This is a genomic window from Pseudarthrobacter sp. MDT1-56, from assembly GCF_059383555.1.
The window spans coordinates 18,328-31,722 of record NZ_JBWZCK010000018.1; the positions used below are offsets into that span (position 1 = coordinate 18,328).

General features: G+C 66.3%; 19 protein-coding genes. 16 read left to right on the forward strand and 3 right to left on the reverse strand.

Annotated features, from left to right (window positions below; translation table 11 throughout):
* Positions 1–164 precede the first annotated feature (164 nt).
* The 7 genes from AC50YC_RS18755 to AC50YC_RS18785 all read left to right on the forward strand — a co-directional run bounded on the left by AC50YC_RS18755 (position 165) and on the right by AC50YC_RS18785 (position 4,736).
* Entirely contained in the window at positions 165–1,142 is a 978-nt protein-coding gene (locus AC50YC_RS18755; RefSeq protein WP_494954797.1) for a TIGR03086 family metal-binding protein, read from the forward strand.
* Positions 1,143–1,176: 34 nt separating this feature from the next.
* A complete protein-coding gene (locus AC50YC_RS18760; RefSeq protein WP_494954798.1) occupies positions 1,177–1,485 on the forward strand; it encodes an SRPBCC family protein in 309 nt (102 codons plus the stop codon).
* Positions 1,486–1,614, forward strand: coding sequence for a hypothetical protein (locus AC50YC_RS18765; protein WP_494954799.1), 129 nt, complete (start codon positions 1,486–1,488; stop codon positions 1,612–1,614).
* Between the two features lie 165 nt (positions 1,615–1,779).
* Positions 1,780–2,367: a ferritin gene (locus AC50YC_RS18770; RefSeq protein ID WP_494954800.1), complete on the forward strand. Its 588-nt coding sequence runs from the start codon at positions 1,780–1,782 to the stop codon at positions 2,365–2,367.
* 13 nt (positions 2,368–2,380) lie between these two features.
* A complete protein-coding gene (locus tag AC50YC_RS18775) occupies positions 2,381–2,686 on the forward strand; it encodes a DUF1905 domain-containing protein (protein WP_494954801.1) in 306 nt (101 codons plus the stop codon).
* Positions 2,687–2,791: 105 nt separating this feature from the next.
* Positions 2,792–4,057 carry an MFS transporter gene (locus tag AC50YC_RS18780; protein ID WP_494954802.1) on the forward strand — a complete coding sequence of 422 codons (1,266 nt, stop codon included), beginning with the start codon at positions 2,792–2,794 and terminating at the stop codon, positions 4,055–4,057.
* Positions 4,058–4,355: 298 nt separating this feature from the next.
* Positions 4,356–4,736 carry a VOC family protein gene (locus tag AC50YC_RS18785; protein WP_494954814.1) on the forward strand — a complete coding sequence of 127 codons (381 nt, stop codon included), beginning with the start codon at positions 4,356–4,358 and terminating at the stop codon, positions 4,734–4,736.
* Positions 4,737–4,797: 61 nt separating this feature from the next.
* On the opposite strand, the gene AC50YC_RS18790 is transcribed toward AC50YC_RS18785, so the two are convergent.
* A complete protein-coding gene (locus tag AC50YC_RS18790) occupies positions 4,798–5,790 on the reverse strand; it encodes an MFS transporter (protein WP_494954803.1) in 993 nt (330 codons plus the stop codon).
* Positions 5,791–5,857: 67 nt separating this feature from the next.
* A complete protein-coding gene (locus tag AC50YC_RS18795) occupies positions 5,858–6,430 on the reverse strand; it encodes an MFS transporter (RefSeq protein ID WP_494954804.1) in 573 nt (190 codons plus the stop codon).
* Between the two features lie 202 nt (positions 6,431–6,632).
* Here AC50YC_RS18795 and AC50YC_RS18800 point away from each other — a divergent pair, with 202 nt between their 5' ends.
* The 4 genes from AC50YC_RS18800 to AC50YC_RS18815 all read left to right on the forward strand — a co-directional run bounded on the left by AC50YC_RS18800 (position 6,633) and on the right by AC50YC_RS18815 (position 9,811).
* On the forward strand, positions 6,633–7,466 hold the full coding sequence (locus tag AC50YC_RS18800; RefSeq protein ID WP_494954805.1) for a hypothetical protein: 834 nt from the start codon (positions 6,633–6,635) through the stop codon (positions 7,464–7,466).
* Complete coding sequence (locus AC50YC_RS18805) at positions 7,447–7,869, forward strand: hypothetical protein (protein ID WP_494954806.1); 423 nt, start codon at positions 7,447–7,449, stop codon at positions 7,867–7,869. Before AC50YC_RS18800 ends, AC50YC_RS18805 begins: the two co-directional genes overlap by 20 nt.
* A gap of 167 nt (positions 7,870–8,036) precedes the next feature.
* Complete coding sequence (locus AC50YC_RS18810; protein ID WP_494954807.1) at positions 8,037–8,351, forward strand: hypothetical protein; 315 nt, start codon at positions 8,037–8,039, stop codon at positions 8,349–8,351.
* Positions 8,348–9,811: a protein adenylyltransferase SelO gene (locus AC50YC_RS18815; protein ID WP_494954808.1), complete on the forward strand. Its 1,464-nt coding sequence runs from the start codon at positions 8,348–8,350 to the stop codon at positions 9,809–9,811. Before AC50YC_RS18810 ends, AC50YC_RS18815 begins: the two co-directional genes overlap by 4 nt.
* A gap of 42 nt (positions 9,812–9,853) precedes the next feature.
* Here AC50YC_RS18815 and AC50YC_RS18820 read toward each other — a convergent pair whose 3' ends face one another.
* Positions 9,854–10,111, reverse strand: coding sequence for a metal-sensitive transcriptional regulator (locus tag AC50YC_RS18820; protein WP_354173995.1), 258 nt, complete (start codon positions 10,109–10,111; stop codon positions 9,854–9,856).
* 132 nt (positions 10,112–10,243) lie between these two features.
* Between AC50YC_RS18820 and AC50YC_RS18825 the strand changes: the two genes are divergently transcribed.
* The 5 genes from AC50YC_RS18825 to AC50YC_RS18845 form a co-directional block, all read left to right on the forward strand.
* Positions 10,244–10,876: a rhodanese-like domain-containing protein gene (locus tag AC50YC_RS18825; protein ID WP_494954809.1), complete on the forward strand. Its 633-nt coding sequence runs from the start codon at positions 10,244–10,246 to the stop codon at positions 10,874–10,876.
* Complete coding sequence (locus tag AC50YC_RS18830) at positions 10,873–11,781, forward strand: sulfite exporter TauE/SafE family protein (RefSeq protein WP_494954810.1); 909 nt, start codon at positions 10,873–10,875, stop codon at positions 11,779–11,781. Before AC50YC_RS18825 ends, AC50YC_RS18830 begins: the two co-directional genes overlap by 4 nt.
* A 46-nt stretch (positions 11,782–11,827) precedes the next feature.
* A complete protein-coding gene (locus AC50YC_RS18835; protein ID WP_494954811.1) occupies positions 11,828–12,124 on the forward strand; it encodes a rhodanese-like domain-containing protein in 297 nt (98 codons plus the stop codon).
* A 55-nt stretch (positions 12,125–12,179) separates the two neighbouring features.
* Complete coding sequence (gene trxA / locus AC50YC_RS18840; RefSeq protein ID WP_494954812.1) at positions 12,180–12,542, forward strand: thioredoxin; 363 nt, start codon at positions 12,180–12,182, stop codon at positions 12,540–12,542.
* An 87-nt stretch (positions 12,543–12,629) separates the two neighbouring features.
* A partial coding sequence (locus tag AC50YC_RS18845) for an MBL fold metallo-hydrolase (protein WP_494954813.1) occupies positions 12,630–13,395 on the forward strand: 766 nt, incomplete at its 3' end.

Sequence of the window (13,395 nt, forward strand, 5' to 3'; positions counted from 1 at the left end):
TGCTCCTGTTTGCTGTCTCTCCGGTGGGTGCATGATGAGGGTCTGGACGCGGCCGGGATGGTCCGGCTGCGTGAACAATTCGACTCCTTCTGGACCAACGAACTGGACCTGCTGGTGGCTGACGCCGGCCGGCTCCCACGACCACCATCGCAAGGGAAAAACTGATGTCATTCAGCAAAACTGTCTTCCTCCCGGTTGATCCGGACGCGGCCTTCGCGCTCATCACGGAGCCGGAGAGGCTCCGCCGCTGGCAGGCCGTCGCGGTGCGGGTCGACCTGCGCATCGGCGGAGACTACCGCTGGACCGTCACCCCCGGCCATGTGGCGATGGGAACCTTCACGGAGATCGAGCCGGGAAAACGGGTCGTCTACACGTGGGGCTGGGAAGGGGACGGCCAGTTGCCGCCCGGTGCTTCCACCGTGACCGTGACGCTGGAAGCGGTCGACGGCGGAACTACCGTCCAGCTCATCCATGAGGGGCTGACGGCGGCGCAGGAAGTCGACCATGCCGAGGGCTGGAACCACTTCCTGGAGCGCCTGGTGCTGCTGGCCACCAGCGGCGATGCCGGAGCCGACGAGTGGTCGGCGGCCCCGGACCCCCTCGACGAACTGGGCAGCGCCGAAGCCGGGCTCGCCGTCGTGCAGCGCGTCCTCCGCGGCCTCAAGGACTCGGACATGGCTGCCCCCACGCCCTGCGAGGACTTCACCGTGGCCGGTCTGCTGGACCATCTCTCCGGTTCGATTGCCTCGATCGGCAAGGCGCTCGGGGTGGCCGTTCCTGCACAGCCGTCAGCGTCGCCGGAGGCCCGGATTGCCGACGCCGCGCGGGACACGCTGGAAGCCTTCCGTGCCCGCGGCCTGGAAGGGAGCCTGGACATGGGCTTCGCGGAGCTCCCGGCGACGCTGGTCGCAAACATCCTGAACCTGGAACTGCTGGTCCACGCCTGGGACTTCGCGAAGGCCACCGGGCAGGAGCTCACGGTCTCGCCCGTGCTCGCCGACTACGTGTTGGGCCTTGCCCGCAACACCATCAGCCCGCAGCAGCGCGGCACCAGCTTTGCCGAGGAAACGCTCGTTGATGAATCGGCGGCGGGCATGGACCGGCTCGTAGCGTTCACGGGCCGCGAAGTAGCCGGTATCTGATGCGCGGCGGACGCTTGACGGAAGGGATATAGATATGGTTGACGTCGCGACGGAGATTGTCATCGACCGGCCGCGCGAGGTCGTGGCCGCCTACGCCTCGGACCCCGGGAACGCCCCCAGGTGGTACACCAACATCAAGTCGGTCCGCTGGGAATCCACGCCGCCCCTGGCGGTCGGATCCCGGCTGGCTTTCCGTGCCCCGTTCCTGGGCCGGAACCTGGACTACGTGTACGAATTCACCGAGCTAAACCCGGGCACGAAGCTGGTGATGCGGACGGCCCAGGGCCCGTTCCCCATGCGAACCACGTACACCTGGGCAGACACCGACGGCTCCGCAACCTGAATGACTTTGCGCAACACCGGCCAACCAGCGGGATTCTCCGCCGTTATGAACCTCCTGATGGCTCCCATGATGCGCCGCGCGATGCGCAAAGATCTCGCCCTGCTGAAACAGATCCTCGAGGCGGCCTGACGGTCAGGCGGTCCGTCGAAGCGCACCCCTGGCAGAGGCAGCAGGGTCTTGACGCGGAGATCGAAAGCGGAGGACGCTCGTTTCAGGCCCTCCGGCAGTCCCGGGGCAGCAGAGGCCCGGCGCCGCAGGTCCACACCCTTGAACACCGACCTGAGGAGAGCCCCCATGAGCCCCCAATTCAACGAACTGCTGACCCGCCAGGTCGGTAATGAGTTCGCGGCCTCCCAGCAGTACATTGCCATAGCTGCCTGGTTCGACGGACAGGACCTGCCCCAGCTGGCCAAGCACTTCTACCGCCAGTCGCTGGAGGAGCGGAACCACGCCATGATGATGGTCCGCTACATCCTGGACCGTGGCATCAAGATCACCATCCCCGGCATCGACCCGGTCCGGAACGACTTCGCATCGGCGGAGGAACCACTGGTCCTTGCCCTCGCCCAGGAGGTGGAGGTCACGGACCGCATCAAGGAATTGTTCGCCGCGGCCCGGTCTGAAAACCACCCCCTGGGTGAACAGTTCATGCTCTGGTTCCTCAAGGAGCAGGTTGAAGAGGTGGCATCGATGTCCACACTTCTCAATGTCGCGCGCCGGGCTGACAACCTCTTCGACGTCGAGACGTTCCTCGCCCGCGAAAGGGTGGGCGACGCCGGCCAGCACGGCGGAGGGCACGGGGGACATCATGGTCACGGAGGCGGCCGTGGCGGACCCGGAGATGATGCGGGGACGCCGGAAGTCGCCGGCGGCTCGCTCTAAGGCCCATCAGAGCATGGCGCTGACCTATGCCTTCACGGCCACGCTGTGGCACTATCCGGGAGAAGCAGGATGGCACTTCCTCACCCTTCCGGAACAGCTCGCAGCGGAGATCAGGGAGGATACGGCGGCATTTCGACGGGGCTTTGGTTCCGTCAAAATCACTGCGACCGTCTCCGGCCACAACTGGTCCACGTCCCTCTTTCCTGACAGCAAGAGCGGGACCTATCTGCTTCCGGTCAAAAAGGCCATCAGGACAGCGGCCGGTCTCGCTGCAGGAGACCAGGTCATGGTTCACCTTGCGGTGCCGGAGGGCGGCTGAGCGGCCCTTTGCGCACCGGCTCGAAGATCGGCTCTGGTGCGCGCCGACGAAGGAGACGAGAATGGGCGCGTGTCCTTACCTCGCACTGGCGGGGACGGTCCTGCGATGAACACCGCCGCCCGAAAGATCCAGCGCATCTACCTCACGTTGACGCTGGGCAATACCCTGGCGGCCTCGTTTATCTGGGGGATCAACACCCTGTTCCTGTTGGACGCCGGACTCAGCAACCTTGAGGCTTTTGCCGCCAACGCGTTTTTTATGGCCGGCATGGTCCTGTTCGAGGTGCCCACCGGGGTGATTGCCGACGGTTGGGGGCGCCGCGTTTCCTTCCTGCTCGGCACCGTGACCCTGGCCGTATCGACCTACCTCTACTACCTGCTCTGGCAGCTGTCCGCCCCGTTCTGGCTGTGGGCGGTGGTCTCGGTTTTGCTCGGTCTGGGCTTCACGTTCTTCTCTGGCGCGGTCGAGGCGTGGCTCGTCGATGCGTTAACCTTTTCCGGCTATGAGGGCGGGCTGGAGGCGGTGCTCGGGCGGGGACAAATGGTGGCGGGCGTAGGGATGCTCTTGGGCTCGGTGGCCGGCGGTGTGATTGCGCAGGCCACCAATCTGGGCGTGCCGTTCCTGCTGCGGGTGGGTGTGCTGGTGGTGATGTTTGTTGTGGCCTTCGCCCTCATGCGGGATGTCGGTTTCACCCCGGAACGTTCGACGCACCCGCTGCAGGCAACCCGTGCCGTCCTCTCCGCGTCCATCGAGAACGGATTGAAAAATCCGCCGGTGCGTTACGTGATGCTGGCGGCACCGTTCAGTGCCGGCGTCGGCTTCTACGTGTTCTATGCCCTCCAGCCCTACCTGCTTGAGCTCTTCGGTGACCCGCGCGCGTACGCCGTGGCGGGCCTGGCGGCGGCACTGGTGGCGGGAGCAGACGTGCTCGGCGGTTGGCTGGCTCCGCGCGTCCGGCTCCTCGTCCGCAAACGCACGACGGTGCTGATTCTGTGCAGCCTGCTGAGCGCCTTGATCTTGATCGTTCTCGGGTTCACCCGGGTGTTCTGGGTGGCCCTGGTGCTGCTGGCGCTCTGGGCCGTGGTGGCCTCGGCGGGCACCCCGGTGCGGCAGGCCTACCTGAACGACATGATCGCCTCGAAGCAGCGGGCCACGGTGCTGAGCTTCGACTCACTCATCGGGTCCAGCGGCGGCGTGGTTGTCCAGCCGGTGCTTGGCCGGGCAGCCGATGTGTATGGCTACCCTGCCTCGCTGGCGATCGGCGGCGTGATCGAGTTGATCGCCGTGCCCTTCCTCCTGGCGAGCCGCCGGCAGCACCACCAGTCCGACCAGGCCAATGCCCCGACCAGGACTACGGACGCGGGATCCTAGCCGGCGACGTCGCTGCCGTCACCCGGCAGCGGCCACGGAATTTCCTCCGCGCCGGCGGCGATTCCGGACGGTCTTGACTCCCGTGATCCCTGGCCTACGATAGTGCGCATCAGCACCTTCGAGGAGCAGATGTGTGTTGTCCATCGCTGATGCTGAGCAAGTTGATGACCCGGGAAGCGAGGCCCGCGGTTGGCACGACGTGGCCGGGTACGCCGAGTTGCCGGCGGACGTCATCGTGGATGGCAGCTGGGGTGACTTCCAGAAACTGATCAACACTGATCAAGAGGGAGAAACAATCATGCTCAAGGATCTCGAAATCTCCGCAGTCCTCCCAGCGAAGGACATCGTTCGGGCGCGTAACTACTACCGTGACGTGCTGGGACTGGAGCCCGACGACATTATGGACGAGGAGAATCTGCTGTACCGCTGCGGCAAAGGAACGGCTTTCCTGCTCTACCAGACGGAGAATGCAGGAACAGCGAAAAACACCCAGCTGGGCTGGGGAACAGACGACATCGAGGCCGAGGTGCAGGACCTGCGCGGCCGCGGTGTGGTGTTCGAGGAATACGACTTTCCCGGTCTGAAGACTGAGAACGGGATCGCATCGACTCCGGTGGGCAAAGCCGCGTGGTTCCTGGACAGCGAGGGCAACATTCTGAATCTCTTCCAGCGCCAGTAGCACCGGCCACGAAGGCGCCGCCCCTGCATCATTGGGGGACTCTGCAGGGACGGCGCACTCCTCACGCTACCTTGTCCGGTGCGGACACAGGCTGCGACCCGACGGCCTCCTCGGGGAGGCGTCCGGTGATGAACAGGGCAGCGATCGCCAGCAACGCGGTCAGGGCCAACGCGGCCCGCAGGGCATCCAGGCGGGAGCCGGAGTTGACCGACATGATGGCGTCGGCCGTCGGCTGGTCGACTCCGGCATCCTCCAGCGCGCTCCGAAGCTGCGTATCGGAAATGAACGGCACGCCGCTGGCCAGCTGGACCGAGGCCTGCTCCTGCACGGAGCTCGGGACAGCGGGGTTATCCTGGATGCCGGCCATGAACGCAGCGCTCAGGGTGGCGATGAGTACCGACCCGATCAGCGCGGTCCCCAGCGAGGCCCCGAGGTTGGTAGCCGTGTTCTGCAGCCCGCCGACCTCTGCGCTCTGTGAGTCCGGGACCGCGGAGACGGTGATGGCGCCCAGCTGCGAGGACAGTGCCCCCAGCCCAAAGCCCATCAACAGCATCGGGATGGCCACGATGCCTGCATTCGCACCGGGATCCATTCCTGCCACGAGAATGAGGATGCCGACGATCATCAGCATCAGCCCCAGCCGGACGACACGGCGCGGGTTGGCACGTGGCCAGACTTTGGGGATTCCCGCGGCGGCCAGAATCAGCGCTACGGACAGCGGGAAAATCCGGATCCCGGTCTCGAGCCCGCTCAACTCCAGCACCACCGACAGGAACAGGGGGATGGTGAAAAACACTCCGGCCTGTACGAGGAACTGAGCGAAGAATACGCTGAGGCCGCCGGTGAGACGCTGGTTCCGGAACAGCCCCGGATCGACCAGGGGATCGCCGCCCACTGCGGCAAAGTGCGATGTCCGCCGCAGGAACACATAAAGGACAAGCAGCCCGCCAATCAGCAGCCACACCACGGGGGAGAGACCCAGGACCGTCGGCGCGCCGGTCTTGGACTGCACCCAGCCCCACTCGCCCGAACGCAGCACACCGTACACAACCATGCCCAGTCCCACTATCGACAACGCGGATCCCACGAAATCGAGCCGGACCTTGGCCGGTTATACGTCCTCAACCTTGCGCAGGACCAGCAGGATCGCCACAACGATGACGACCTCGCCGACGAAGACATACCGCCAGGATGCAAACGTGGTCACTGCACCGCCGATCAGCGGGCCCGCAAGCGACCGCCATGGCGCCCGCCGCAGCCACCAGCCCGTAGGCTCCGGCGCGGCGTTCGGGCGGGAAGTTGGCCGCAACCAGCGAGACGATTGCGGGCATAATCAGTGCCGCTCCGACACCCTCCAGGAGAGACCAGCCCAGCAGCAGCACCCCCAGGTTGGGAGCAAGCGCCGTCGTGAGTGACCCCGCGGCGTAGATGATCAGGCCGAGGGCAAACGCGCGGCGGCGGCCCATAATGGTCCCCACCTTGCCGCCGGTAATCATCAGCGACGCCATAACGAGGGTGTACAGGGTGATCGCCGTCTGGATCACGGTGATCGTCGTCCCCAGGTCCGCAGCCACCGTGGCCATCGACACGTTCATCACCGAGCTGTCGAGGGTCATCAGGAACTGGCCGGAGGCCAGCACCGCCAGCACCAGGCCGGAGCCAGTCCGGACGGTGGTCGAAGCCCCGCGACTCACGGGTCCAGCTTCCTGGGCGTGCCGCTTACCATTGCGCACATGAACGCCATGCTCCGCGCCCCTGAATGGCCTGTCAACCCTGCGACGAGACTCACGAATAGTGCTCGCGAAATGGGGTGCGTGCCTCATTTGGGAAGTGCTCGCGAAACGGGTCTGGCTCCGGGTGCTGCTGGGACCATGATGGATGGGTCAGGGTTTGTCGTTGTCAGCGCGCAGGGAGATCACGAAGCAATCCGCGGCGGAGTACGCACGGGCGGCCAAGAAGGACAAGGGCAGGATCCTGGACGATCTGGTCGCGGTCACCGGCTGGTCCCGGGCCAACGCCCGCCGCGCGTTGTCCACGGCGCTGAAACGTAAAACTCCCGTCCGGAAAGCGAAGCGGAAGCCCCGCCCGCGGACTTATGGATACGACACGCTGGTGGCCTTGATCAGGGTCTGGCGGCTGGCCGGCATGCCCTCGGGCAAATACCTCGCGGCGACCATGGACCTGTGGCTGCCGAAACTGGAAGCCTATGGTGAGCTGAACAATGTGCGGTTCAGCCCGGAAATACGGGACCAGCTAATGGCCGTCTCCGGGGCCACGATCGACCGGCTCCTGAAGCCCACCCGGGCGGGGATGGCGCCGAAGGGCCTGTCCGCCACGAAGGCCGGCAGCGAGCTCCGCTCGTCTATCGCGGTGCGCCGGGCCGGCCAGGAACACGAGCAGGTTCCTGGGTTCATCGAGGCGGATCTGGTCGCGCACTGCGGCCCTGCCCTGGTGGGGGAATTCGCCCGCACACTGACCGCCACCGACGTGTTCACCGGCTGGACGGAGAACGTCGCGATCCGCAACAGCGCCTACAAATGGATCCTCGCGGCGATGGAGACCGTCGCGGAGCGGCTGCCGTTCCCGCTCACGGGTTTGGACACCGATAACGGTGGGGAGTTTCATCAACCAGGCGCTCGTCGGCTGGGCAACGGCCCGGGACATCTACTTCACGCGGGCCAGGCCCTACAAGTCCAACGACAACGCCCATGTGGAGCAGAAAAACGGTGACATCGTGCGCCGCCACGCCTTCCACTACCGGTACGACACCGCACTGGAACTGCAGCTGCTCAACGAGCTCTACGCCCTCGTGCGGATCCGGTTCAACATGTTTACCGCGACGAAGAAGGCCATTGGCTGGCGGGAGAACCGGAACGGCCACAAGACCCGCATCTACGACAAACCCCGAACCCCCTACCAGCGGGTCACCGACGCGCGTGTGCTCACACCTGCCAAAGCCGCTGAACTCGAGGTCCTGTTCAACTCCACGAATCCCGCCGATCTCACCCGCGGAATCACAGACATCCAGCTCCAGCTCATCAGCCTCGCCGCCGACAAGACCCAGGCAATGCGTGCCTCGCCCACGCGAGCAAAAATACGTGAGGCACGCACAGCCGTTTCGCGAGCATCTTGACGTGAGGCACCACGCCCTGCATTGTTCCGCCCGCGGAGCACGTGTGAACCCCTCCCGGGCGGGCCGCAGGGCTACGCGTGAAATTTCATCCTGCCGGACGCCTTACCTGCTGCGGCCTTCCGGGCCTACAGTTGGGCATGTACACGCCGTCGACAGGAGTGCCCCCAGTGATTACCCTGCAGATCGAACACCAGGTCCGGGACTTCGGCATGTGGAGGAGGGCCTTCGACAGTGACCCCCTCAACCGCGCCGCGTCGGGGGTGCGGTCCTACCGGATCTCGCGTCCCCTTGACCAGGAGGACTACGTGATGCTGGAGATGGATTTCGATACGCAGGCAGCAGCCGTGGATTTCCTGGGCCGGCTGCAGAACGACACGTGGAAAACCGGGGTGACGGCGCCGGCGCTTGTCGGAGAGCCGTCGACCAGGATCATCGAGACGGTCGCCATCGAGAAGGTGCCGCAGGATATTCTGGGGGTATGACTGCCGCAGCCTCCTCAACCGTCGCCTTTGACGGCCGCTTTGCCCGGGAGCTCACGGAAATGGCCATCCCCTGGCAGGCGGAGACCGCTCCCGACCCGAGGCTCCTCGTGCTCAACGAGCCGCTGGCCGCCGAGCTGGGCCTTGACGCCGCCTACCTCCGGGATCCGGACGGGGTACGTCTGCTGATCGGCAATCTGGTCCCCAGCGGCGCCACTCCTGTGGCCCAGGCCTACACCGGCCATCAGTTCGGCTGGTTGGCCCCCCGCCTCGGCGACGGCCGGGCGCTCCTGCTCGGTGAGATCACCGATGCGTCCGGCCACCTGCGCGATGTCCACCTCAAGGGCTCCGGGCGCACACCGTTCGCCCGCGGCGGCGACGGCCTGGCGGCGGTCGGGCCGATGCTGAGGGAGTTCATCGTGAGCGAAGCGATGCACGCCTTGGGCATCCCCACCACCCGGTCCCTCGCCGTGGTGGCGACGGGGCGCCCGGTGCTCCGCGAAACCCTGCTGCCAGGCGCAGTGCTCACCCGGGTCGCTTCCAGTCATCTGCGCGTGGGCAGTTTCCAGTATGCCCGGGCCACGGGCGACCTCGACCTCCTGCGCCGCCTCGCCGATCATGCGATTGCCCGCCACCACCCCGGGGCCGCGGAGACCGGGCAGCCCTATCTCGCCCTGTTCCAGGCGGTGGTCGCCGCCCAGGCGTCGCTGGTGGCCCAATGGATGCTGGTGGGTTTCGTGCACGGCGTCATGAACACCGACAACATGACCATCTCCGGCGAGACCATCGACTACGGGCCCTGCGCCTTCCTGGACATCTTCGATCCGGCCGCGGTCTACAGCTCGATCGACGAGACCGGCCGCTACTCGTACCGCAACCAGCCGGTCATGGCGGAATGGAACCTCACGCGGCTCGCGGAGTCCCTGCTGCCCCTCTTCGACAACGATCAGGAGCGGGCGGTCGACCTGGCCCAGGAGTCCCTAGCCGCGTTCCGCCGGCAGTACAGCGCGGCCTGGTCGGCCGGCATGGCGGCGAAACTCGGCCTGCCTGACGGGCTCGACGACGACGTGGCGCCGCCTCTCGTGGACGAGGTCCTCAGCCTTCTCCAGGAGGGCCGGGTTGACCACACCTTGTTCTTCCGGAGCCTCAGCGCGTTCGCCCGGGGCGACATCGAGCCGGCGCGCAGCCTGCTGGCTGATCCGTCCGCCTTCGATGCGTGGGCCGAGCGCTGGAGCGCCCTCGGCCCCGACGCCGACGCGATGGACCGGGTCAACCCCGCCTATATCCCGCGCAACCACCTGGTCGAGGAGGCCCTCGCCGCGGCCACGGGCGGTGATCTGGAACCGCTCGGACGGCTCCTGGACGCGGTGACCCAGCCGTACGACGAGCGCCCCGGCCTGGAGCGCTACGCCGCCGGCGCGCCCGGGGACTTCGGCGCCTACCGGACCTTCTGCGGGACCTGAGCCGCGGGCCGACTGCGCTGGTTGCCCGAGCCAGCCGGTGCCTCAGGCAAGGGAGAGGAAGAGCTTTTCCAGGTCCTTCGTGCTCATGCTTGAGTCCTTCCGGACCGCGCACTGCTCCAGGCCGCTGGCAATGATGGCGAATCCCGCCCGGTCCAGCGCTTTCGAGACGGCGGCCAACTGCGTGACGGTGTCCTTGCAGTCGCGTCCCTCCTCCAGCATCCGGATGACGGCCCCCAGCTGTCCCTGAGCGCGCTTGAGCCGGTTGATGACGGGGGCGAGTTCAGCTGAATCAAGGTCCATGGGTGTCTCCAAAGTTAGGGATGGCTATGCTCAAGGATATACCCCCATGGGTATTTTTGACTACCCCCAGGGGTATCTGCAATACTCGGTGGGGTATTCAGTTTGTTGTTAGCCCGTCTCGAAAGGACACCCATGTCGCCCTCTTCCACTTCCTCCGCCGCACCGGCAGTCACCTCGCTGGCTCCGGAAACGCTGCGTAGCTGGTTCCAGGAACACCAGGACCTCATCGTGATCGATGTCCGCTCGGCCGCCGAGTTTGAAAACATGCACATCCGCGGCTCCTACAACGTCCCGCTGCCGTTGCTCTCCGAGCACACTGACGAATTGGCCGCCCGCCTGGGCAGCCGCGTCGTGCTTGTCTGCCAGTCGGGAGCGCGGGCCGAGCAGGCACGGCAGCGCCTGGGTGGCGCGGGTATCGGCACCGCCTACGTCCTGGCAGGCGGCGCCCCCGGCTACGCTGAGGCAGGCGGCGACGTGGTCCGCGGCAAGGCGCGCTGGGACCTCGAGCGCCAGGTCCGGCTTGCTGCCGGTTCCCTCGTGGTTATGGGCCTTGCCGGCGGCAAGTTCGTCTCGCCGAAGATCCGGCTCCTCGCCGGAGCCATCGGTGCCGGACTGACCTTCTCGGCCGCCACCAACACCTGCGCCATGGGCCAGGCAATCTCTGCCATGCCCTGGAACAAGGCCGCCGAGGAGCCGACCCGCGAGTCCGCCATCCTGCAGTTTGCCGTCGCTGGTTCCCTGACCCCGGAGTCCAAGGCCTCATGACCACTACGCTGATCCTCGTTCTTGCCCTGTCGGTGCTCATCGGGCTGTCGCTCGGTGTGCTCGGCGGCGGCGGATCCATCCTGACTGTGCCGATCCTGGTCTACGTGGCCGGATTCGAAGCCAAGGAAGCGATTGCCGCCTCCCTGTTCGTGGTCGGCGTAACCTCGGCCGTCAGCGTCTTCAGCCACGCCCGTGCCGGACGCGTCATGTGGCGCACCGGCCTGCTGTTCGGCGCCGCGGGCATGGTCGGCGCCTTCGTGGGCGGCCTCCTCGGCGGTCACATCCCCGGCCAGATCCTGCTTATCGCGTTTGCCCTGATGATGGTGGCCACCTCCATCGCCATGATCCGCGGACGCAAGAAGAAGGCTGACGCGGGCAACGAGGCGCCCAAGCACACCGAACTGCCGCTGTTCCGCGTACTTCTCGACGGCCTCGTCGTCGGCCTGGTCACCGGTTTGGTCGGTGCCGGCGGCGGATTCCTGGTGGTCCCGGCACTGGCGCTGCTCGGCGGCCTGCCGATGGCAATCGCCGTCGGAACCTCGCTCGTCGTGATCGCCATGAAGTCCTTCGCCGGGCTGGCCGGTTATCTGACCACCGTGGAGCTGGACTGGGGGATCACGCTGGCCGTTACGGCGGCCGCCATCGTCGGCACCCTGATCGGGTCCAAGCTGGCCGGTCGCATTCCTGAAGCAGCCCTGCGCAAGGGCTTCGGCTGGTTCGTGCTGGTGATGGGCGCATTCGTCCTTATCCAGCAGGCCCCCGTGGATCTGCGCGGACCGATCGCCCTGGGCGTCGCGGGAGCTGCGCTTGTCGCGGCTGCAGTCTGCTGGTTCTTCGTCAACGCGTGCCCGCTGCGCAGGTCCAACCGCACCACCAGCCAGGACACCCAGCCCACGCCGGTCTGACCAGTCCGGCCCAGCATCCGACACTCCCGAACCGAAAGGCACCATCATGGCAGGAATCACCATTACCGAAGCAGACCAGCGCCGGAACCAGGCGCAGATCCTGGACGTCCGCGAGGACTTCGAAGTCGCCGAGGGAATGATCCCCGGCGCAATCCACATCCCCATGGGCGAACTGCAGGCCCGCCTGTCCGAGCTCGACGCCACGGTTCCCGTGATCGCCATCTGCCGCAGTGGCAACCGGAGCGCACGTGTGGCGGACGCCCTCAACGCTGCCGGCTTCACCGCAGACACCATGGACGGCGGCATGATCGCGTGGACCCGCGCGGGCCTGCCGACCACCTGACCCGCCCCTGACAGCAGTACCGCTCACCCCACAACCCGGAGGAATGGAAGTAATCATGGCAACCATCGACGTCACCGAAAAGACCCTCGCCGAAACGCTGGAAACCAACGACATCGTCCTGGTCGACTTCTGGGCCGGGTGGTGCGGCCCCTGCCGCATGTTCGCCCCCACCTATGAAGCGGCCTCAGCAAAGCACCCGGACGTCGTCTTCGCCAAGGTGGACACCGAGGCCGAGCAGGCCCTGGCGGCCGCGGCGGGAATCACCTCGATCCCCACGCTGATGGCCTTCCGCGACAAGACCCTGGTCTTCTCGCAGCCCGGCGCGCTCAATGCCGCAGGCCTCGAGCAGGTCATTGAGGGCGTCAAGAACCTGGACATTGCAAGCCTGCGCGCCCAGGCACCACAGCCGCAGGGCTGACCGCACCCACTTGCAGGATACCCCAGGGGGTATTAGTGTTGTTAGTAGTCGACGGGGGAGACCCCACCTCTTTACGAAGGAGAGAACATGCTTCTGGAACGCATTTATGATGAGGATCTTGCCCAGGCCAGTTACCTGATCGGCTGCCAGGCCAAGGGTGAGGCGGTGGTGGTGGACGGCCGGCGTGATATCGCGGTGTACCAGGCGCTGGCGGCGAAGAACGGGATGAAGATCGTTGCGGTCACCGAGACCCATATCCACGCCGATTACCTCTCCGGGACCCGGGAACTCGCCGCGGCGACGGGGGCGAAGATTTACGTCTCGGGTGAGGGCGGGCCGGACTGGCAGTACGGGTTCGAGGGGGAGCGGTTGTTCGATGGTGACACGATCACCCTGGGCAACATCAGCATCAAGGCCCTGCACACCCCGGGCCACACCCCGGAGCACCTGTCCTTTTTGGTCACCGACGGCGCGTTCAGCGACCAGGCCGGCTACCTGCTCTCCGGTGACTTTGTCTTCTCCGGCGATCTGGGCCGCCCGGACCTGCTCGATGAGGCCGCCGGCGGGGTCGATACCCGTTTCCTGGGCGCGAAGCAGCTCTTCGCGAGCCTGCGGGATAAGTTCCTGACCCTCCCGGACTACGTCCAGGTCCACCCGGCCCATGGTGCCGGCAGTGCCTGCGGCAAGGCCCTGGGCGCGATCCCGTCCTCCACGGTCGGCTACGAACGGCTCTACGCCTGGTGGGGCCCGTACCTGGCGGCCAACGACGAGCAGGGCTTCGTCGATGAACTCCTCGACGGCCAGCCCGACGCGCACGCGTACTTCGGCCGGATGAAGCGGGAAAACCGTGAGG